We start from the raw sequence: 20,539 nt of genomic DNA, 5'->3' as shown, positions 1-20,539 counted from the left end.
GCCAGGCGTGCTGACGGATTGCGGCTAGATCGTGGGTGTGCTGACCTTGGCGTATCGCTGCCGAAGCCTGATCACGCGCCGCGTGCGGTCCCAGATCTCTACGGCGCAGCCGACGTTGAGGGCGCGCGCCTTGAACAACGCTTCGACGTCATCATCTGCGTCCAAGAGCTTGACGCCGAAGATGTGATCACCGGCGTCGATCAGGTACGCTCGATAATTGAGCGCAGCAATTTTGTTCTCCTCGCGCGGTTGCGAGCAGTCACAGCGGCACGTCATTCGATGCCTCGCCTCGTTGGGCGAAAGATCCTGGCTTCCCACTGACAGGCTTCATTGTGCTCGTGGCGCTGTCAAGTCGTATTTTACGTGATCAGTATTTGCTGCTGCGCAACATGGCGCGAGCGCTGCCAAGCGCGCCGAGCGCGATCATCATGGGTACATCGTCGGCTTCTAACGCCACGACCGCCCGGGCCTTTGGTCATCAGGGGTCGGAGCCACAGCGAGCCGCCCACCATCAGCCACGGAGATCTGTGACGCTGGTTCCATGCGCCCGCCTGATGCGACTCGGCGGGACCGCCATGGAGGCTCACGCCGAATTCGAATTGCCGCTATGGAGCGTCGAGCGGCCGTTCCGGCGGCTCTGATCGAAAATCCGAAAGTGGCGCATCTCGGCCCTTCCGCGGCGTCGGCCGAGCCGCGCGTCTTGCCCCAGCCTTGGCCATCAGCGTGAGCTGTCGCGAAGCCGGCGGAGAACACGAGAAGCAGATTCCCTGTCCCGATCTGGCCTCTCGCACGTTGGTGCCCGCTGAGACGTGGAGCGGGTGCACATGCGGGTGGCGACGTTGGCAATCGGAGTTGTCGGCCTGCTGGCGGGATGGCCGCTGACCGTCCTCGCTGCTGATGGCGGCGCGGCTGGCCATCCCTCCGAACTCCTGTTCGTCGCTCAGATCGTCGTCCTCCTCGCGGCCGGTCGTCTCTTGGGCGAACTCATGCAGCGCATCGGTCAGCCGAGCGTCATGGGCCAGCTGATGGCCGGCATCCTTCTGGGACCGTCCGTCTTCGGAGCCCTCCTGCCCGACCTGCAGCACGGCTTGTTCCCACCCGGCCCCGAACAGAAGGCGATGCTCGGCGGTGTGGCTCAACTCGGCATCCTGCTCCTGCTCCTCATGACCGGCATGGAGACCGACCTCGCTCTCGTGCGCCGGGTCCGGCGTGCCGCGATCAGCGTCTCCGTCACCGGCGTCGCCATTCCCTTCGCGCTCGGCTTCGCCCTCGGCGAGTTCCTGCCGGCCTCCCTCCTCCCCAAGCCGGAGCTTCGCCTCGTCACCTCCCTGTTCCTCGGCACCTCGCTCTCGATCTCCTCGGTCAAGATCGTCGCCATGGTGGTGCGCGAGATGGGCTTCCTGCGCCGCAAGGTCGGGCAGGTGATCGTCGCCTCGGCCATCATCGACGACACCATCGGCTGGGTGATCATCGCCATCACCTTCAGCCTCGCCCTGCACGGGCGGGTCGAGGTCTGGAGCCTCGCCCAGAGCCTGACCGGAACGGCGCTGTTCCTGGCCCTGAGCTTCACGCTCGGACGGCGGTTCGTCTTCCTGGCAATCCGCTGGGCCAACGACACCCTGGTCAGCGAGGCGGCGGTCATCACCACCATCCTGATCATCATGGGCCTGATGGCCCTCGCCACCCACGCCATCGGCGTGCACACGGTGCTCGGCGCCTTCATGGCGGGTCTCCTGGTCGGCCAGTCGCCGATCCTCACCCGGCAGATCGACGAGCAGCTCCGCGGCTTGATCACGGCCCTGTTCGCACCGGTCTTCTTCGGGCTTGCCGGACTGAGTGCGGATCTGACCATCCTGCGCGACCCGCACCTCCTGCTCCTGACCGCCGGGCTGGTGGCGGTCGCCAGCCTGGGAAAATTCGCTGGCGCCTTCGCGGGCGGTGTTTTCGGGGGCCTGCGTCCGCCCGAGTCGCTCGCGCTGGCCTGCGGCATGAATGCGCGCGGCTCAACCGAGGTGATCGTCGCGACCATCGGGCTGTCGATCGGGGCGTTGTCCCAGAACCTGTTCACGATGATCGTGGCGATGGCGGTGATCACCACGCTGGCCATGCCGCCGATGCTGCGCTGGGCTCTTGCCCGGCTCCCACTCGACGAGGCCGAGCGCACGCGGCTCGCACGGGAAGAGTTCGAGGAGCGCGGCTTCGTGGCCAATCTCGAGCGCCTCCTCGTCGTCGCCGACCAGACCGCCAAGGGTCGCTTCGCCTCCCGGCTTGCCGGCCTGATTGCCGGCGCACGCAGCATGCCCGTCACGGTGATCCGGCTCGGAACGGCGGCGGAGGAAGCCGCACGGGAGCCAGGTCTCGAAAGGGTCGTGCGCGGCGCGGCCGAGGTCGTTCAGGCCCGGCTCGCCCGGCAGAACGAGGAGGTCGCGCCGGGGCTCGACGTGCTGGAGCAGCAGCCAGGGGCGCCGCTCGAGGAGGCTGTGACCCAGGAGGCGGCGAAGGGCTACGACCTCCTGGTGGTGGGCATCGAGCCGACCACCGGGCCGGGCGGCGGGTTCAATGCGGCCGTGTCGACCGTTGCAGGCAGCTTCGCGGGCCCTCTGGCCATCGTGGCCGCGCGCGGACCGCACGTCAGCCATCCCGAGGATGGGCCGCTCGACATCCTGGTCCCGATCAACGGAACGGACATCTCCCGCCGGGGCCTCGACGTCGCGCTGACGCTCGCACATGCCGCGAGTGCATCCGTAACGGTGCTCTATGTTCCGGATGAGGAAGGCGCGGGCAAGCGGCCCGGGCGCCCGCGACTGAGACGCTGGGCGAGCCTGCGGCGGGGAGGCGACGCTGTTCTCAAGGAGGCGGTGACCATGGCGGACCATTACGGTGTTGCCCTTCGCACCCTCGCCAAGAACGCGATCACGCCCGGTGACGCGGTGCTGCGGCAGGCTCGTCTCGGTCGGCACACTCTCGTGGTCCTGGGGGTGGCACGCCGGCCCGGCGAGGTCCTTCAACTCGGCCGCGTGGCCGACACCATCCTCGAGGCGTCGGACCGCTCCATCCTGTTCGTGGCGAACTGAGGCGGACGGCGCGATGGCCGGTTCGGGCACAGCCCTACACGTGTTCGGCGTCACCCTGATCGGCGTCACGCCCGAGAACGGACGGCGGCTGCTCCTCACTCTGGCCTTCGTCGCGGTGGTGGTGCTGCTGGGCCGAGGATTGCGTTGGGTCGCTGGTCGGGTCGGCCATCACGTCCGGGACAAGCGCACGGCCTTCTGGCTGCGCCAAGGCGTCCATGTCGCTGTAGCGGCATTCCTGCTGCTGGGCGTTCTCTCGATCTGGTTTGATGATCCGGCGCGCCTCGCCACGGCTCTCGGCTTGGTCACCGCAGGGCTCGCCTTCGCGCTCCAGCGGGTCATCACGGCGGTGGCGGGCTACGTGGTCATTCTGCAGGGCGGGACCTTCAACCTGGGGGACCGGATCGTCATGGGAGGCGTGCGCGGAGACGTGTTGGCACTCTCGTTCATGCAGACAACGATCTTGGAGATGGGCGAGCCCGCCTCGGTTACCTCGGCATCGACTGGCCCATCGTCAACATGGGTGCACTCTCGGCAGTACACCGGGCGGGTGGTTACGGTGTCGAACGCGAAGGTGTTCGACGAGCCGATCTACAACTACACGCGGGAATTCCCGTACATTTGGGAGGAGATGACGGTTCCGATCCGCTACGGCGCCGATCGGCAAAGAGCGGAGGAGATCCTGCTGGAGTCAGTGCACAAGCACGTGGACCGGGTCACCGATCTCGGTGCGGAGGATGCGGCAGAGCTGCAGCGCCGCTACGATCTCCCGAATGCTGGCGTGGAGCCGAGGATCTACCTGCGCCTGACGAACAGCTGGCTCGAAGTCACTGTGCGCTTTCTGACGCGCACGCATGGGGTGAGAGAGCTGAAGAGCGCGATGAGCCGCGAGATCCTGGATCGCTTCGAAGAAGGTGGAATCGGGATTGCGACAACGGCCTATGAACTGGTGGGTGCACCGGTGCTGAGCGTCCGCGCAGAGTCGGGTCGCGGCCCGAGCGCTCGATGAAAGGATTCCGGCTGACCGATTGTGTTCTCTAAGGGGTCAATGGGCGGCAGCTCGATCCAGAGCGTTCGACGCTTTCGGTTGCCTGCGGTCTCTCCGTGCTCGTGCGGCACTTGATGGGGTCGGCTGGGTGCGGGGCGGCTCGGTTGAAACCGCAGCCGACGCGAGGCCGCTGCTGCAAAATCGGCGCCGTCTTCTCCTCCCTCCCTCGGGCGTCGCTCCCGCTCGGGAGTCGGTCCGGCCTCCTGTCCGCGATGTCGGCCCTTACGCGGGCTCGAACGCAGTGCCCTGCCGCGGCATCGCGTGCATGACTGGCGCGAGAAGATCAGGGAGAACGGCCCGGCACGATGGTTCAGGGCGATCTCCCAGCACTCGGCCGCCTCAACCGCATCGGCGGGGCGCAGCACCAGCATGTTGGGAATGGCGCGCAGGGACGCAAGGTAATCCACGGGCCGGTGCGTGGGGCCGTTGCGGCCGATGCCGATGGAATCCTGCGTGAACACGAAGGGCACTGGCAGCCCCATCATGGCGGCGAGGCGAAGGGTCGGGCGCAGGTAGTCGGAGCACACGAGGGAGGTGACGCCCACCGGCACGACGCCGCCGCGGGCCGCCATGCCGTTCATCATCGCGCCCATGGCGTGCTCGCGGATGCCGTAATGGACGTCGCGCCCGCCGTGGTCGGAGGCCGTGAAGACCCTGAGGCTGCGCTTGTGCTGCGTCGCGCCCTCAAGGTCGGGCGCACCCGGGATCAGTTCGGGGATCGCCTCGGAGAGAAGGTCGACGATCTCGCCCGACAGCTTGAAGCCGTGCTGCGCCTCAGGCGAGCCATGCGGGAAATTGAGTGACGCGCGCAGCGTGAAGGCGGCGTATCGCTCGGGTCCAATTCAGGATGGGGCCGAACTGCACCATGGCTGTCCTCCATGCCCCGGCACTAGAGGTTGAGCGGGAGAGCCCTGGCGCTCAACGGGTTGGGTGCTGCCGCATGGCCGGCACGCGGTCAAAGGCTCTGTCGAGATCCTCAAACGACGCCGCTTCCGCTCGCCGGACTCGGATCAGACGCGCTCCTGTTAAGTCACGGCTGGCTGTCAGCCTGCGCGCCATCCATCGAGCCGCATCAGCTTGGCCGCAGCAGGCACTTAGGGTGCGCGAGTTGACCTGGAAGCTGTTCGTCTCCTCGGTTAGAATCGCGCCCCCGAGTTCTCGAAGGGAGGGTTCGCATGGCAGAGACGGACGCTTCATCGGCTCTCAGCCACCCACTCATTGAGAGTGACCGCATTGAGGGAACCCCTGTTCACGCTGCCAGCGGGAAGCGGATCGGAACGATCAAACGTCTCGTGATCGAGAAGATCAGCGGCCATGTCGCTTATGCCGTCACCACATTCGGTGGCTTCCTGGGCGTGGGTTCCGAGACCCATACGATCCCGTGGGAACAGCTGCATTACGACACGGCGCTCGGCGGCTACAAAACGAACATCACGGAGGAGCAGCTGCGCAACGCACCCGAGTTCGCTCGTGGTGACGAGGCTCTCCTGTCGGGGCACCAGAGGGAGCAACTCGCCGAGTTCTACATAAGGTATCCCTTGTAAGTTCGTGTAAGATCGCCTTGCGCTTGATCCTCGTGTGACGCGAGCGTCTCCGCCCGAGGTGGCTCCGACCTGGGCGGCCACGTGGCTGATCGGTCGCCATACACCCGCGCGGAGAGCTCCTCGCAGGCACTTTCGGTATCATGAACGTCAGGCGCCGCTGGGCGGGGCCTGAGCCAGATCAACCCGACTCCGCGCCGTGCGCTCAGCCTTCACCGCTGGTGCGCTCTCCTCGGCGGTTGGGGTCAAGGCGTGCCCCAAAAGGGCCGGTGTCCGGCTCGACCGCGTCGAGCGGTGGCGTCAGGCGGCCTGACACCCGCGATTCGTGACGACTGATTCCACCGCCATTCACGAGCCCTTATTGGACAGCGATTGGACAGGAGAGGATCGCGGGAGAACTCAGTTCTTGAAAAGGTTGGCGCACCCGACACGATTCGAACGTGTGACCTTTGCCTTCGGAGGGCAACGCTCTATCCAGCTGAGCTACGGGTGCTGACCGCCGTGTCGAGAAAAAACCTCAGTCCGCCAATCTGTTACGCCAAAAATCTACCCAACCACGTCATTGGATGCAACCACTTTCAATCGGTCGCTCATCGGTCGCGGTGTGACAGCAGTGTGACAGCCGGTGAGGACATAGCTACGGGCTCGAGCCGCGAACAAACCATTCTGTTGCATCACGAAAGCAGGGCTCTTGAAGGGGACGGGACGAGGATCAGAGACGCTCCCAACGCCCCAATCAGCAACCTACCTGAAGCCCCTCATCACCTTGGCTATCGAAACTGGGATGCGCCGTGGGGAACGGCCCTCCATCACCTGGGCCGACGTGAACCTCCAAACTCGAACGGTGAGGGTGCAGAGGACCAAGAACGGTTATCCACGAACAGTCCCGCTATCCCCAACCGCCATTCAGACCCTCTCGGGGATGGAACGAACCTCTGACCGCGTGTTCCCTGTGTCTCCCAGAGCGGTTGAGTAGGCATGGAGGCGAATGCGGAAGAGAGCCGGGATACCTGATCTCCGCTTTCACGATCTGAGGCACGAGGCAGTGTCACGGCTGTTCGAGGCTGGCTTGAGCGTGCCCGAGGTCGCGATGGTCAGCGGGCATCGAACGCCTGCCATGCTGTTCCGCTACACCCACCCGAAAGCCGAAGAGGTTGCAAAGAAACTCGACAAAGCGGCGGGTGGCGACCGATGACGGAACAGATACGAGGTCGTCTATTCAGACCTTACGCGGTCATCCAGTGTGAGAGAACGGTTCCAAGCCTGATCACGTTCGCCTGCATGATCGGGATCGACCGCCTGCTCAAGCTGGAACTGGATACCACACGACCCCGGCACACGTTCGTAAGGCAGGCGCTGAGCGGACTGAATCAGCGTCTTCTCTCCTTCAAATCCGACCAGATACCCTTCTTCGGCAGACCACGGGGGTTCGTCATCAACTACGCCCCCAACCGCGCCGTCAGATACGACCTTAATGGTAATGCGGTGGAGATCCTGTCCAGAGAGGTGATGGCCGGACACGGGAAGGTCAGCTTCGGGAGGATGGTTGAGGATATGAGCAGCTAACCTGCAACGCGGCGAAGCCCAGGGGTTTCAGAGAGTGTTCCCCGATTTGGACGTGAATCGGAAGCTAGGGCCTGTCGTCACTTGATCCACTCGAGAGTGGCGGCCAAACAAAGGACGCCCATGAAGCTGACGGCGGTTTTTTCGTAGCGGGTGGCGACGGCCCGCCACTTCTTGAGCCGGGCCCACAGCCGCTCGACGATGTTGCGGTTGGTGTAGATCCACTCAGGACAGGCAAGCGGTGCCTGGTTGGCCTTGGTCGTGATCGCTGGCCGTGCACCGGCAGTCCAGATCGCCTTGCGGAAGCCATGACTGGAGTAGCCGCGGTCACCCACCACCCACTTCGGCACGCCCGGAAGCTGATTGAGCAGCGGAAGGGCGTGGGGCAGTTCGTGCGCCTGACCGGGCACGATGCGGAACGCGATGGCGCGTCCTCGCCCGTCGGCGATCACGCAGGCCTTGGTGCCATAGCCGCCACGCGAGCCGCCAAGAGCTTCACGATCGTCTCGGGTTCAAGCGACAACAGGCCCTAGTCGGCACTCTGCGTTCGCTCCCATATCCCGAGTTTTCGTAGGAGCCTCAATCGAAACGTGGTGTGACCGCCAGCAAAGGTTCTAGCCAGTAGGATGACCGCGACATTTGGGGGTAAACACCGCGTTGGAGACGTAGCATTCCGGTCTCAAAACTGGTTGGATAGAGGATCCGACATCACTCGATGATTATATCTGCCTTGACTAGTATTGACTGTGGTACTTGGAGGCCGACCATTTCTGCAGTTCTCATGTTTACAGCAACCTCGTAGCGGGTGGGCTGTTGAACAGGTAGGTCGGCGGGTTTAACCCTTTGTATATGTTTCTTAATGTAATCTGCGCCTTGTTTCGACATGCCGGGCAGATCGGGTCCCACACTCACGAGGGCACCAGCTGCAACAGTCTCCTTGAAGCCTCCACTTGTTGGTATTTTGTGTTCGATGGCTAAATCGGCGATCTTTTTTCCATGCGCGAACGTGAGCGAACCGGATACGACAACCATCGCCTCCGACCCGGCTGCTTCTACCTTTTCGAAAATGCCTTCCAGCTGTTCTGGCCCATCAAAATCAAATCCAGCCAATGAAACAGCATATTGATGTGCCAAGCGGTCGAGAGCAACCATTGCCGGAACGACGTTGGGATCATTTTTCGCACGAAGCACGGCTACGCGGGATAAACCCGGCTTCAATTCTTTTAGGAACTCAAGCCGTTTCCCATACGTCTCCATCGCTGCTTCAAACATTACTCCGGTCATGTTGGCTCCTGGGTGCGATAAAGTTTCTACCAGTCCTATTGCTACAGGATCACCAACCGAGAGAAAAACGATCGGAAGTGATGATGGTGCAATTTTCTTAGCAGCTACGGCAACCACAGTTCCCGACGTAACAAGTATGTCTATTTCCGAGATCAGTGTTCTTATGGTCTCCGCAACCAGAATAGGTCGCAACTCGACTCGTGGTATCATTTTGACATCAGACTCTAGCAATCCAATATCATCAAGAGACGTGCGCATCGCCTGCGTCAAACGGCGTAACGACTCGTTACTGCCGGCAACTACATGTCCGATCCGCCACTGTCTTGCGCCCTGACCAAGGGCGTGTGACCAACTAACGGCAGCGCCAAATCCCGAATAGATAAACCAGCGTCTACTTACTCGCATCCGTCCCACCGGTCGTTGGTGTCAAGTTCGAAAGCACAACATCATGCATCGTTTGTGAAAGCCGCGAAAACCCTGAGGGCCAGCGAGTTGAAGCGTGACAAGTGGCAACGCGATGCAAGGGATGCTCTTTGATGCGAGGGCGTCCCGCCCTACGGTGTTGGCCGGAGGAATCCCTGGCATGGTGCAGACAGTTGCAGACAGGCGATTGGTCACGATCCTGGTGGCCGAGGTCGTGGGCTACTCGCGCCTCATCGGACTGGACGAGAGTGGGACACTGCGACGCTTGAAGACACTCCGGCGTGAGGTCATCGAACCGGCTGTGGTCTCCGCCAAGGGCCGTATCATCAAGACGGTCGGGGACGGCTTCATTGCCGAATTCGGGAGTGCCGTTCGAGCAGTCTCCTGTGCGGTGGCGATCCAGCAAGGCGTCTCTCGTCAGCAGGCCGGGGTAGCTGATGACCGTGCCCTCCGCCTTCGCATCAGGATCAACCTCGGAGATGTCGTCGTGGAACCCGACGGGCACCTATACGGGGACGGCATCAACATAGCGGCGAGGCTGGAGCCCTTGGCCGAAACCGGAGGCATTTGTGGCAGCCTTAAGTACCGCTGGATTTCAGAGTGTCTGATATAGGGAAAATACAATCAGAGTTTGCGACAGGCCTGGTCACCTCTCCGCCAGGAGGAACCACATACTGCTGTTTTCCGTCAGGTCTACACGCAGCGACTCGAAATACATTCTGCTATACATTCCAATCAAAAGACCATGAAGCAAGCTTTAGCGTTTGAGGCAGCACTTCGCATTAGTGCAAATGAAGTATGTATTTCTACCCTGAACGAGGTAAGCAATGATCTGCCTTGCTCTCTTTCAGTAGGGCCAAGCTCGACACTATTGTGACGCGGGAGGCACCATGTCCACGATCTACGTTACAGGAACCCAAGGTAACGACACTGTAGACAGCTATATTGGTGAGTGGTCTCCTCTGCATATCGAGACTTATGCAGGTGATGACGCTATCTATGGCGGAGGCGGTAACGATACTTTGTTGGGCGGGGAAGGCAAAGACACCATTCTCGGCGGGTTTGGAAATGACTCTGTCGATGGCGGAGACGGCGACGATACAATCACCGACGGTGGATCGTCCCTGATTCACACCGGGTATGATATAGTCTTCGGTGGATCAGGTAACGACTCAATTTGGTACAAAAACGATTTAGACGCCTCTACGTTCTACGGAGGTTCTGGAAACGATGGTATCACGGGTGGATCAGGCAATGACACCATCTATGGAGATGATGGCGTCTATCAGGAAGCTGCCGACGGTACGACTTACAATGACTACATTCGCGGCGGCATAGGAAATGATCTGATCTACGGCGGAATCGGTAATGATACCATCCGCGGCAGCAACGGAGAAGGGTCTGATGTTGTTTACGGCGGCGCAGGGGACGATCTTATAGAATACACATACGACAATTCGAGCGTGACTATATCTGGAGACGACGGTAATGATACTATAAGAGGCGGGACGGCTAGCGATGTTATCAACGGCGGTGCCGGCAATGATGGTATAGCTGGGCTTGGCGGCAATGATATACTCACAGGTGGAAGCGGATCCGATGGTTTTGGGCTCCGTCGTGGCGATGGTGTTGATAAAATAACAGATTTCTCCTCGGCGCACGATGGGGACGTGATTGGCATATACGCCTCTGACTTTAATCTTGTTGTTGGTGCAGGGCTCAACAGTGACAGGACTCTGAACTCTGACTATTTCGAGTTGAGCTCAGCCGCAACGAAGACACACGGTGAGTTTCTCTTCTATGCCAGTCCAAATAATACGTTCACCTTAGCTTGGGATGCTGATGGAAGAAGAGGCGGGGCTGCGCAGACGCTTGCCACCTTTGACAATGCAGAAGGTCTAAGTGCGAGCGAATTTCTGCACGCATCTGACTTCTACGTATCTTGAAGGCCCTACCAATCCGGGGCGGGGCCGCTGAGCCCCGCCTCAAGCGCCATCAATAAACATCACGTCAAGCTCGTATTCGATGCTCTCACCTGTTTTGACGTTCCTCTGTCTCAGCTCTATGTTTTCGAGGGCGACTCTACTGACCTGAACGGTACTTTGGACCGGGCCGATTGAGAGGCTACTGCATGGCCGCAGCCCTGGGTAGGCGGAAGGCTAGATCCGGGAAGGAGACCGGCGCAGGCGGCCGATAGCCCAAGGATGAGTGTGGGCGGAGGCGGTTGTAGGTGTTCTGCCAGCGGCCGATCACGCCCAAGCTGTTGATGCGCCGAGCGACCTTGAGAGTTAGGCAGGCCCGGCTGTGCTCGTCGATCAGCGTCAGGACACGCAGGCTGCGCCCGTCGTGGGTCTGCGCTTGCACGAAGTCGAAGATCCAGACGTGGTTGCGGCAAGGCGCATCCCTCGCGCTACCCAGTCCTAACCACGTAACCGAACGCACCGAAGAAGCCTCGGGGCGTGTGGCATCCTGCGCTTTGGTGGAGGAGCATTCCGTGATCGTTCTCGTCGCAGCAGCCATGGTCGGGGCTATCGTCACTGCGAGCGTCGTCCAGCCCTACGGCGCGGTGTATGCGGTTCTCGCGGCACCGTTCGGAGGAAGCACGGCTGCACTGTTCGCCGCCGTCATGCTTGTCCACCGGAATAGTGAAGATTGGCAGCGTGACATCGATCTGGACACTCAGACCGACGAGATGGTGGCGATGCTGAGAGATGTTGCTGCTCCGGGCAGAGAAGTGGCGTCAGCGACCGAAGAGGTCCAAACAGTCAGCGACGGGACACATCGTGATCGAAGCGTTGCCTGAAACCCTTGCCACTGATGCCCGAGGCGGAATCAGTCACGCCGCCTGCAACTGAGGGCCCATTGTCTCGCCGCGCCATCGTAGCTCCGGGACAGCCTGGTCGGTTGGTGATGTCTTCCGATAGGCTTATCCTCCAAGGGGGAGGGAGCGGTCGGCATGAGGGAGACCACTGCTGATACGGATCGCAGGCTAGCCGCCATCTTGGTAGCGGATGTGGTCGGCTACAGTCGGTTGATGGGGTCTGACGAGGCCGGAACCCTGAAACGGTTGAAGGCGGTTCGTCGGGAGGTGATCGAACCTGCAATCGCTCGGGCCCTAGGGCGCCTTGTAAAGACCACTGGGGACGGGTTCATCGCGGAGTTCGGGAGTTCGGTTCGCGCGGTCGCCTGTGCGGTATCCATTCAGCAGGCGGTCCTCCGTCACGAGGCCAACGAACCTGAGAACCGAGCACTACGGCTTCGAATGGGGTTGAACCTCGGCGACGTGTTCGTTGAGGGGGACGGGGACCTTTACGGGGACGGCGTGAACGTCGCAGCCCGCCTCGAGCCTCTCTCGGAACCAGGAGGCGTGTGTCTCTCCCGCGCGGTCTACGACCAAGTGCGGGACCGGCTGCGCTACCCGTATGAGGACAAGGGCAAACTCGAACTCAAAAACATCGCAAGGCCAGTAGGGGTGTTCGCGATTCCAGCATCGGCCATCCCCATGCTGGCGACCGAGGAGCAGGGCGCCGGTACACCCTCTGATCTACAGAGACGCTCCAGGACGGCCGTTTGGGTGGGCGGTGGCGCGATCGTAGCCCTGGTGGCTGTTGGGCTTGGCTGGTCGTCTTGGCGAACCGCTCGAACGCCAGACGCGACCCAAACCATCGCCGCGAAGCTGACTGGAGAGGCCAAGGAGGCTCCACGCCTATCGATCGTGGTTCTCCCCTTCATGAACCTCAGCAATGATCCGGAACAGGATTTCTTCGCTGACGGGATCACTGAGGACCTCACCACGGACCTCTCGCACCTCGAAGGCAGCTTCGTCATCGCGCGCAACACCGCCTTCACCTACAAGGGCAAAGCGGTCGACGTGAAGCAGGTAGGACGTGACCTCGGCGTGCGCTACGTGCTGGAGGGTAGTGTCCGTCGCACGGGCGACCAGGTCGTGCTGAATGCACAGCTTATCTCAGCAGAGACCGGGGCCCACATTTGGGCGGACCGCTTCGAGGGGGAGCGCAGCCGCCTTGGCGAGCTACAGGTAGAGTTTGTCGCCCGGCTTGCCCGCTCACTTGATGTGCAACTGACAAAAGCCGAGAGCCTTCGCTCCCTTCTCGAACGGCCCAACAGTCCAACTGCCGCGGATCTGGCCATGAGAGGGTGGGCCGCTCTCAACCGACCTCCCAGCCCTGCACACCTTCGAGAGGCAATTAACCTTTTTGAGCGTGCTCTTCAACTGGATCAGAAACTTACCTCTGCACTAGTAGGTAAGGCACGAAGTTTATCATACCTGGTGTGGCTTCGGTGGAGCACGTCTCCTTCCGATGATTTGGCTGCGGCAGATGAGGCCATCACACCGGTCCTCTCCGATGCACCTGAAAACGCAATGGCTCACTTTGTGAAGGCAGAGATACTGAAAGCGAGGAAGAAACATGAATTGGCAGTGCCTGAGTTCGAAACGGCGATCGCAAAAGATAGAAATCTGGCTGTAGCCTATGAAGAGCTTGGGCACACAAAAATTCTCCTCGGAAAATCAACTGAGGCACTGCCCCTCATTGAGAAAGCTCTTCGATTAAGTCCGCGTGATCCAGCGGTGAATTTCTGGTTGTTCCACATGTGTCATGCTTTTACACACCTCGCTCGCGACCTGGATGCCATTGCCTGGTGCCGCAAATCAGTAGCAGCTGGCCCACTCTGGCTTGCTTATATCGACTTGTCTGCAGGCTACGCTTGGACCGGCCAAAAGGCGCAAGCAGAGGCAGCAGTCGCGGAACTCCTAAAGCTGATGCCCGGCTACACAGTTAAAAAGTGGGCAACAGCGGGCTTTTCTGACAACCTTGATTTTCTCGTTGAGTATCAGAGAATAGTTGAAGGGTTGCGGAAGGCGGGTCTTCAGGAGGAATGATAATGTTATTGAAGAGACTGGCCAATGAGGTTTGCGGACTCGTCATCGTGAAATGCGAGAAGATTGGAAACGCCTGCATCGATTTGCGTCGACACGAATGAACACACCCCACTAAGATCATTATAGCACGGCCCTCCGCACGCATCGAAGAGGCGGTGAGCACCCCTGATACGATGTGAGGGCGAATGCTGCCGGGCTTGTGGGCGCCCGACGCAGGTTATTCGAACGGTCGGCGCGATCCTGACCATACACGCCGGGCCTGGCGGGTCGGAAACGGTGATCGTTACGCGCTGCCTCTCGTGAGCTACGCGTGTGCCTTGCCCCGTGCGAGTGATGCGAGAGCCCGGAACGGAAGGGCGATCGCGGCAATGATAGCGCTGACGATCAGGACGACGAGGAACGGCAGGAACGCGAACGAGATGGTGATCAGACGCATACGGCCTCCTCAGTAACTGACTGCCCTCAGCACCGTGGGGATGCCGAGCCACAGGTGGTATGGTTAACGCTATCGGCCCGTTGACGCTTCGTCCATCCTCCTGAGCGCGAGAGGGAACCCGAGGTTGCGGATGGGACGACGTCCATGGCGCTGTCGGCAGGTTCCCGGTCCCGACCGCGGTAGGCGTGCCAATGGGACCGATCACGGTAATGATATGGGGCAATCACGGGAGAGGGGGGAGCGGAAGGATTGTTGCTGGACGTCCCTGGGCCCATCGTTCGCCCACCTTCTCGCATGTTGGGAGTGGATCAGCCCGTCAGAGCACGCTCCGTTGCACACGTTCCATGAGGCGGTGCACGTCCCTAACCCGGTCCGAAGGCGAATGGGCGGCGTTGGCACATTCCAACAGCGTGGTCGGAAGGCGCTAAGGGCTCATACCAGTGGCGTGAAGGCAGAGACCAAGCCGGTAGATGCCATGGTTTTCTTCTCCTGGCCGCCTACCAACCTCTTCCCACTCCCTCAGCGCACCGGCGACCTTGGCTTCCTGATCTTGAGTGTGGATGTCTGTGTCGGATGGGGGGAGGAGGTGACCATTGTGGGATTACAGTGTCCTCATCACAGACTCCATTCAAGATTCGCTGCTTAACGTTCAAGGGTTTACGACCACCCGAACGATAATACGTGAAGAAGGCGCCGGTTGGGTCCTCGGGCTGGCATGGTAGGTAGAGCAGGTCTGACCCGTTGAACTTCCTGCAAATAAGATGGACTATTCGGACCGGCCTCGTTGTCCGCCTATCCTCATGAATAAATTCGGATTCTTCGACTACCCACACGACTTTCTTCAAGATTATGTAGCATAATCATTTGGTTATCGCTTGATTAGATGGAATACGGATGCGTCGCCTTGGTTCACAAGGTGTGATTCGAAAAAGTGTTTTAACAAGCAACACGGAGATGGGGTAACAGTGCTGCGAACTCGTTTGGCTTCAAGTCACATCGCACAAGCCGGCGTCCACACCCTTGCTAACGAGAATGGTGCGCGGTTCGATGTTGGTCGCCGTGGACTGGGAAGGCGATAATGATAATGAAGGCCACTGCCTCATCCGGAGGAACCTGAAATCTTCTGTCCCGCATCGCCTCTCTTACTCCCGCCTTCGAAGTGTGAAGATGTAGGACGTTCCATCGATCAGATAGAGAAACCATGACAGTTGGACAGGAATTTACAGAAGGTCCTATATTCCTATAAATATGCGTGGTCCGAAGGACGAAAAGGGGGCCGCAAGGACCTCTTTTCATATAATGTTATGACTTTATTCTGATCGTGATCCGATAGGCACCGGCCTTGATCTGCTTTGATTAGACCGCTAAAGCCTTGTCCCGACCCATAAACTACCATGAAACCCGGAATGATGTGTGTTACAAAATTCTTTGATTGATTGAAAATATAGAAGATCGAGATCTTATTCGATACGAGGACGTATTATAGAAACAATATTACTGGCCTTCGGCCAGCGCTTCGCGTTCGCTATTATCTTCTTTGTTCATTCAATATCTAGATCATACATTCTTATCTCACAGAAGGTGAGTAGGCACACTTCACCTATCTCAGGTGAAGCTGTTCTCACAGTGCGGAGCCGAGAACACACGCTTCATAGAACAACTCACAGCCTAGGTAACTTGGTGCCGCAAGGAAGGGTGGTTGCCCTGTCTCCTTTTATGTTCCGTTCGTACAACGGTCGCTCTCTGGAAGCCATGAAGCCGACATCCCAGCAGCGTGAGGGTAACACATTCCCTCATCATGATCCTGTCGTTGGACCTTACCGTGTGTGCTTAACTCGTTGATCTGCCGGCGGCTGGTCTTTAACCCAACGCAAGCTCCAAGAGCCGTCAATACGTGCACACAATATATCTATCAGTATATAGTATCACGACTAGCCCATTTCAAGGCCAAAGGCGCAGAAATTTTGGCAAGTGACACGGTTATTCTGGGCACACGCCGCCTGTAGATCAGAACGTTACAGTCATCACCAAAGGCGGTGCGTCTCATTGCTGGCCAGTGCATGCCCGCGAACATATGCGTGAGATCGCCTTCGGGGCAGATAGGCAGTGTGCTTCATCGTCGTTTTAAGGCCGACGGTGGAGGCGAAACCTCTCTCGGCGACCGGTGGCGAGGACGCAGAAAACCCGGTACCCCACTTCCACCCTCCACCCTCCACCTGACCTGGGCGTCTAGGCTGACCGGGAGACGGACCATGCTTCAGGCGATTAGTCCTTCTCATTGCCCTTCGGCAGCAGTCTGACTCCCTTTCGCCCGTTCCCAGATTTTGTTGAATACACGTCGAAACCCAAACGCGTCATCTCTTTACCAAATTGCACGTTGCCAAGTGGGATGAGGCCACTCACGGCGCACCATCTGGCATAAACATTGTGGAGATCTTTCATCAATGTTCTTGCCTCTGGGTCGATCATGCAAGCACCGTCTATAAACTGACCGACGGTGTCATTGTCGCGCCGGTAGGCCCGTGTGGCATCGACGATGGATGCAGGTGATTTCAAGCCGACCCTGTTGAACTCCTCGAGACCAGCCAGAGCCCAGTTGAGGATGCCGGGCAGTTCAGGCTCAAGCTCTTCGAACAGGTTCATATTCCGCTCGCCCTCTGAGATCGTGACCAGGAACGTAATGATGTGGACGCGCCTCCAGATCGCCTCATCGCCCGGTGGGATCTCGGGCAGGTCATTCATGGCCAGCCACAGCTTGAAGCTCGGCTGGTAGGAGAGCGGCGCACCCTTCCGGGGTTGGCAGGTGATCGGATCGCCACCAGTCAGGAGCTTCACCTTGGTCACCGAGAGCCTCTGGCCAACCTCGGTTTCGTGTGCGGAGACGAAGCGGTATCCCCTCAGGCCCGCGAGCTCGTCCGTCCTGTCATTGCCAGACCGAGAGGCCATCAGGACTGACATGGGGATCGACGTTCCGTACTCACCCATCAGCGCCCGAATGATCTTGAGGAGGGTCGACTTGCCGTTCGCTCCTTGCCCAAGCAGCAGGAAGAGACACTGCGCCTTTGTCCAACCCGTGAGCGTGTAGCCGACCGCTCGTTGGAGGAATCGGATCTTCTCAGGGTCATTCGGGAAGATGCTTTCCAGAAAATTCATGAGCTTGGGGCAGGTAGCCGCAGGATCGAATGCTACTCCGAGCCGTTTCGTCACAATAATAGTGGAATCGACAATGATCTTCCTATTCAGGTCGAGAATGCCGTTCTTGCATCCGGCCGTATAATCGTCGGCATCAATCCTTTTACCAGCGACAGTGAGGAATATTTTCGCGCCTTCCACCATTGAATTGGTGTTACGAAGAGGGTATTTTGCTTTGAGGGCTTTCGGCTCTGCGTCAAAAAAGGCATCAGGGAGGGTTGTCCGAAACTAAACTGCGATCTTCTGGACCTCTTCCTGGCAGATGCGACGGTAGACACCATGCTCTTGTAGGAGGTCTGGTCGTCGGGATGGAACAGCAGTTTGCCATACATAGCCGATGAGAATGCCTTGGCGGCTCCGACATCGGTAGTTGGATCAATTCCGGAAGACGACGCTGAGGGAACAGTAGGGCCTGAGCAGGTGGGGGGCTGGACGGGTGCTGAACCACGCCTGGATCTGCTCGAAGCACTCGGCACCCAGGATGCGCGACAGGAGTTCGGAGCCACCATCCGGCGCTCCCTCGGCGTGCCTCTCGTAGCATTCCGCAACCTTCATCAGGCGATCCCGCACTTCCTCGTCACCGGCCTGACTACACACGGCACGGATCACCTCCTCGCATGTGATCCGGTCCACTCCGTTGGCGACGCAGAAGGCAATGAAGGCGGACGCGAGGTTATCCCGCTGACCCTTGTGCCAGTGCGCTGCCAGGATTTCGGTGATGGGCCTCAGCCAGGGCGCATGCTCCCCAGCCGAGTTAGGAAGCCCAGTCAGCAGGTCAACATCGCCGCCCTGTGAGCGACCCGTTCCGTCCAACTCGTGAGCACGTTTGTCATCGCCATACATCACGCAGTGCCCTCACTGTTCAGCCGCCTAACTGAAGCGGTTAATGGGCACACATGCATTCAGGTTCAAGCGGTTGACATTAATTGCAAAATAATCAGAATTAATGCCCTGCTCTTGCAAGCGCGCATCTGCACCATCAAAGAGATTTTGTCAGGAATGATTTCGAACTATACGTGCGTCTCAGATCATAATACCTCATTATAATTATGCGAACTGCCGGAAGTCCGCAACTGCTATCAGACACATACTTTCATTAATGAGTGAGCGGGACCATGCCTACAGGTGAGAAGGTGGGTACGAGTCGAGCCTGACCCCCGGTTCCGTGCGCCGAGGCCCCATAATGGTAACGGAATGGAGGTCCTGGGCTGAGGTCGTCACCGGTGCTTTGATCAGTCGCACCTTCAACGAGGCTCGAGGTGCTCAGCAGACGGCGCCTTGTCGATACCCACAGGGCGGAGGGGGGACGAACACGCCCGGAACAGAGCTCTGATGTCCGCAGTCAACTACCGGGACGAGCGAGATCGTTCGCTCTGAGGAGCGGCGCAGTGAGGATGTACGCGCATGGGTGGAGACGGGACCGATGGACGTCGGTGATCAAGCTCTGATGCGCGGGTTGGCTACCGCAGTCCCGAGTGTGCGTCCGGAGCTGTCCCGATCTTACAGCGGGCGTCGGCCTCACGGCCGGCCACAAAGCGTCTGACGGGCGTTCTCCTGCCGTGGTCCCGCCCCCGCCGATGCGCGAGGAAGCGTCCCGCTTGGTGGCCGCCTCAGGCGACCCGCGCCTCCCGGGCGACCGACCACATGAAGCCGACGAGTTCGCGGGCGATCGCCGTGCAGACCACCGTCGCCTTCTTGCCGCGCCCGATCAGCGCCCGGTAACGAGCCGTGAGGCGGGTCTGGGCCTTCCAGGCGATCTCGCGCACCCGTGGCGTCGCGGCTTCCATCCGGTAGAGCTTCTTTGCTCCGACCTTCGGCGGGTGACGGTAGGTCCAGGCGCTCTCCACCAGCATGTGCCGCACGCGCCCATTGCCGGCCTTGGTGATCCCGCCGCGCCGGACCGTGTCGCCGGTGGACCGCTCGCTCGGTACGAGGCCGAGATATCCCATGAGCTGACGCGGACTCTCGAAGCGGCTGATGTCGCCGACCTCGGTCGCGAAGGTGACAGCGACGATGAGGTCGATGCCGCGCAGGGTCTGCAACGCCCGCACGACCGGACCGAGCGACCAGGTGGGCACGAACTCAGCGATGGCCGCCTCGATACGCGCCACGCGCTCCTTGGCGATCCGCACCGCCTCGACCAGCTCCTGCAGCGCGATCTGGTGGGCGGGATGGTCGAAGCGCTGCTCCTGCAGCCAGCAAAGATAGCGCATCGTCCAGCCCTTCTTGCGGGGATAGACGCGCCCGTGCTTGAGCATGAAGGCACTGACCTGCTGGCGATGCACGCGCAGGCTCTCGACGGCAGCGGCCCGGGCGCGCACGAGATCGCGCATCGCCTCATGGCCTTCGTCGGGCACCCAGACGGCCGTGAGCTCGCCGGCGCGCAGGAGCTTGGCGAGCGCCACCGCATCGCGGCGGTTGGTCTTGACCCGGTCGCCGGGCTTCCTGGGGATCAGAGAGGGCGCCACGACGGAGCAGGAGTGGCCGAGTTCGGTGATGAGGCGGTGGAGACCGTAGCCCGTCGGCCCCGCCTCGTAGCAGAAGTGCAGGCGCTCGTGCTGGCCTGCCAGGCGCCTCACCAGCCGGCGCATGCTCTCGGGCGAGGCGTCGACCTCACCCAGGTAGCGGACCTCGCCTCCACGCTCGCCATCAGCAACGGCGACGGCATTGCGCATCTTGGACACGTCGATCCCGACGAAAACCTCGGTAGCATGGCCCACGGCTCGTCCTCCTGCGATGAGGATCGGCTCGGCCGCGCCGAGCAACCCTCGAAGGCGCAGTGTAGGGCGAGCCACCCCGGCTCGGCGGACATACGGTCTTACCTACGGCCGCCCGATCCCCTGGCGACCCGCTCCCGACACGCTTGGAATCGGCCGACCGTCGAGATCCCTCCAAAGGGGTCGGCCTTGAGCCGCGTGAGGGTGGCAGGGGAGGGCGTGCAACAACCCGTGTCGCGGTGCGCGAGAAACCCGACGGCCAGCTGGACGACGATGTGACTACCGAACTGTTGCCCTCCGCCACGGGCCCACTCGCCGTCCTGTCCAGCTCTGTAGTCCAGTCGGACACGGCCCCAATCCA

At 60.4% G+C, this 20,539-nt stretch carries 15 protein-coding genes, 1 tRNA gene and 4 pseudogenes; 10 read left to right on the top strand and 10 right to left on the bottom strand.

Features of this window, described 5'->3' with window-relative positions:
* Window positions 1–24 precede the first annotated feature (24 nt).
* Window positions 25–276, bottom strand: a complete 252-nt coding sequence (locus tag QA634_RS14335) for a hypothetical protein (protein ID WP_012332654.1) — start codon at window positions 274–276, stop codon at window positions 25–27.
* 548 nt (window positions 277–824) lie between these two features.
* Here QA634_RS14335 and QA634_RS14330 point away from each other — a divergent pair.
* Both QA634_RS14330 and QA634_RS14325 read left to right on the top strand, forming a co-directional pair.
* The gene (locus QA634_RS14330; protein WP_012332653.1) at window positions 825–3,074 is read left to right on the top strand and encodes a cation:proton antiporter domain-containing protein; all 2,250 of its coding nucleotides are present in this window, start codon (window positions 825–827) and stop codon (window positions 3,072–3,074) included.
* 13 nt (window positions 3,075–3,087) lie between these two features.
* A complete protein-coding gene (locus tag QA634_RS14325) occupies window positions 3,088–4,080 on the top strand; it encodes a mechanosensitive ion channel family protein (protein ID WP_012332652.1) in 993 nt (330 codons plus the stop codon).
* On the opposite strand, the gene QA634_RS14320 is transcribed toward QA634_RS14325, so the two are convergent.
* The gene (locus QA634_RS14320; protein ID WP_265576648.1) at window positions 4,011–4,826 is read right to left on the bottom strand and encodes a hypothetical protein; all 816 of its coding nucleotides are present in this window, start codon (window positions 4,824–4,826) and stop codon (window positions 4,011–4,013) included. The genes QA634_RS14325 and QA634_RS14320 overlap by 70 nt on opposite strands.
* Here QA634_RS14320 and QA634_RS14315 point away from each other — a divergent pair.
* Window positions 4,734–4,922, top strand: a complete 189-nt coding sequence (locus tag QA634_RS14315) for a hypothetical protein (protein WP_018260679.1) — start codon at window positions 4,734–4,736, stop codon at window positions 4,920–4,922. The two genes, QA634_RS14320 and QA634_RS14315, sit on opposite strands and share 93 nt — an antisense overlap.
* Before the next feature lie 372 nt (window positions 4,923–5,294).
* Window positions 5,295–5,663 carry a PRC-barrel domain-containing protein gene (locus QA634_RS14310; RefSeq protein WP_012332651.1) on the top strand — a complete coding sequence of 123 codons (369 nt, stop codon included), beginning with the start codon at window positions 5,295–5,297 and terminating at the stop codon, window positions 5,661–5,663.
* A 413-nt stretch (window positions 5,664–6,076) separates the two neighbouring features.
* Here the strand turns inward: QA634_RS14310 and QA634_RS14305 are convergent.
* Window positions 6,077–6,153 (bottom strand) — tRNA-Arg (locus QA634_RS14305).
* A 291-nt stretch (window positions 6,154–6,444) separates the two neighbouring features.
* Between QA634_RS14305 and QA634_RS14300 the strand changes: the two are divergent.
* A pseudogene (locus QA634_RS14300) lies at window positions 6,445–6,855 on the top strand (site-specific integrase).
* Window positions 6,856–6,941: 86 nt separating this feature from the next.
* Entirely contained in the window at window positions 6,942–7,226 is a 285-nt protein-coding gene (locus tag QA634_RS14295) for a hypothetical protein (RefSeq protein ID WP_265576610.1), read from the top strand.
* A gap of 77 nt (window positions 7,227–7,303) precedes the next feature.
* Here QA634_RS14295 and QA634_RS14290 read toward each other — a convergent pair.
* Together QA634_RS14290 and QA634_RS14285 are read right to left on the bottom strand one after the other, a co-directional pair.
* Window positions 7,304–7,732: pseudogene (locus QA634_RS14290) on the bottom strand (IS5 family transposase); the annotation flags it as partial.
* A gap of 199 nt (window positions 7,733–7,931) precedes the next feature.
* Window positions 7,932–8,912 (bottom strand): ABC transporter substrate-binding protein, encoded by a 981-nt coding sequence (locus QA634_RS14285; RefSeq protein ID WP_012332649.1) that lies wholly within the window; start codon window positions 8,910–8,912, stop codon window positions 7,932–7,934.
* Window positions 8,913–9,090: 178 nt separating this feature from the next.
* Here QA634_RS14285 and QA634_RS14280 point away from each other — a divergent pair.
* Together QA634_RS14280 and QA634_RS14275 are read left to right on the top strand one after the other, a co-directional pair.
* Window positions 9,091–9,501: pseudogene (locus QA634_RS14280) on the top strand (adenylate/guanylate cyclase domain-containing protein); the annotation flags it as partial.
* Between the two features lie 319 nt (window positions 9,502–9,820).
* Window positions 9,821–10,876: a calcium-binding protein gene (locus QA634_RS14275; RefSeq protein ID WP_012332647.1), complete on the top strand. Its 1,056-nt coding sequence runs from the start codon at window positions 9,821–9,823 to the stop codon at window positions 10,874–10,876.
* Window positions 10,877–11,054: 178 nt separating this feature from the next.
* Here the strand turns inward: QA634_RS14275 and QA634_RS14270 are convergent.
* A pseudogene (locus QA634_RS14270) lies at window positions 11,055–11,387 on the bottom strand (integrase core domain-containing protein); the annotation flags it as partial.
* 37 nt (window positions 11,388–11,424) lie between these two features.
* Here QA634_RS14270 and QA634_RS14265 point away from each other — a divergent pair.
* A complete protein-coding gene (locus QA634_RS14265; protein WP_012332646.1) occupies window positions 11,425–11,733 on the top strand; it encodes a hypothetical protein in 309 nt (102 codons plus the stop codon).
* A 153-nt stretch (window positions 11,734–11,886) separates the two neighbouring features.
* The gene (locus QA634_RS14260) at window positions 11,887–13,833 is read left to right on the top strand and encodes an adenylate/guanylate cyclase domain-containing protein (protein WP_012332645.1); all 1,947 of its coding nucleotides are present in this window, start codon (window positions 11,887–11,889) and stop codon (window positions 13,831–13,833) included.
* A 304-nt stretch (window positions 13,834–14,137) separates the two neighbouring features.
* On the opposite strand, the gene QA634_RS14255 is transcribed toward QA634_RS14260, so the two are convergent.
* From QA634_RS14255 to QA634_RS14240, 4 genes are all read right to left on the bottom strand, one after another.
* Window positions 14,138–14,269 (bottom strand): hypothetical protein, encoded by a 132-nt coding sequence (locus QA634_RS14255; RefSeq protein WP_265576609.1) that lies wholly within the window; start codon window positions 14,267–14,269, stop codon window positions 14,138–14,140.
* 2,265 nt (window positions 14,270–16,534) lie between these two features.
* Window positions 16,535–17,605, bottom strand: a complete 1,071-nt coding sequence (locus tag QA634_RS14250; RefSeq protein ID WP_083784672.1) for a DNA primase family protein — start codon at window positions 17,603–17,605, stop codon at window positions 16,535–16,537.
* A gap of 231 nt (window positions 17,606–17,836) precedes the next feature.
* The gene (locus QA634_RS14245) at window positions 17,837–18,016 is read right to left on the bottom strand and encodes a hypothetical protein (RefSeq protein WP_150108649.1); all 180 of its coding nucleotides are present in this window, start codon (window positions 18,014–18,016) and stop codon (window positions 17,837–17,839) included.
* Window positions 18,017–19,071: 1,055 nt separating this feature from the next.
* A complete protein-coding gene (locus QA634_RS14240) occupies window positions 19,072–20,181 on the bottom strand; it encodes an IS110-like element ISMtsp6 family transposase (protein WP_012331157.1) in 1,110 nt (369 codons plus the stop codon).
* Window positions 20,182–20,539 lie beyond the last annotated feature (358 nt).

Source organism: Methylobacterium sp. CB376 (assembly GCF_029714205.1).
Classification (GTDB): Bacteria; Pseudomonadota; Alphaproteobacteria; order Rhizobiales; family Beijerinckiaceae; genus Methylobacterium.
Note: the sequence above shows the minus strand (reverse complement) of the source record. Positions and strands in the feature narration are given on the sequence as shown.

Excerpts from the sequence above, each read along its gene's own strand:
- QA634_RS14285 (WP_012332649.1), bottom strand. The coding sequence starts at position 8,912 with ATGCGAGTAAGTAGACGCTGGTTTATCTATTCGGGATTTGGCGCTGCC.
- QA634_RS14245 (WP_150108649.1), bottom strand. The coding sequence starts at position 18,016 with ATGAAGGTTGCGGAATGCTACGAGAGGCACGCCGAGGGAGCGCCGGAT.
- QA634_RS14315 (WP_018260679.1), top strand. The coding sequence starts at position 4,734 with ATGGACGTCGCGCCCGCCGTGGTCGGAGGCCGTGAAGACCCTGAGGCT.
- QA634_RS14335 (WP_012332654.1), bottom strand. The coding sequence starts at position 276 with ATGACGTGCCGCTGTGACTGCTCGCAACCGCGCGAGGAGAACAAAATT.
- QA634_RS14275 (WP_012332647.1), top strand. The coding sequence starts at position 9,821 with ATGTCCACGATCTACGTTACAGGAACCCAAGGTAACGACACTGTAGAC.
- QA634_RS14255 (WP_265576609.1), bottom strand. The coding sequence starts at position 14,269 with ATGCGTCTGATCACCATCTCGTTCGCGTTCCTGCCGTTCCTCGTCGTC.
- QA634_RS14310 (WP_012332651.1), top strand. The coding sequence starts at position 5,295 with ATGGCAGAGACGGACGCTTCATCGGCTCTCAGCCACCCACTCATTGAG.
- QA634_RS14250 (WP_083784672.1), bottom strand. The coding sequence starts at position 17,605 with ATGGTGGAAGGCGCGAAAATATTCCTCACTGTCGCTGGTAAAAGGATT.
- QA634_RS14295 (WP_265576610.1), top strand. The coding sequence starts at position 6,942 with ATGATCGGGATCGACCGCCTGCTCAAGCTGGAACTGGATACCACACGA.
- QA634_RS14260 (WP_012332645.1), top strand. The coding sequence starts at position 11,887 with ATGAGGGAGACCACTGCTGATACGGATCGCAGGCTAGCCGCCATCTTG.
- QA634_RS14325 (WP_012332652.1), top strand. The coding sequence starts at position 3,088 with ATGGCCGGTTCGGGCACAGCCCTACACGTGTTCGGCGTCACCCTGATC.
- QA634_RS14330 (WP_012332653.1), top strand. The coding sequence starts at position 825 with ATGCGGGTGGCGACGTTGGCAATCGGAGTTGTCGGCCTGCTGGCGGGA.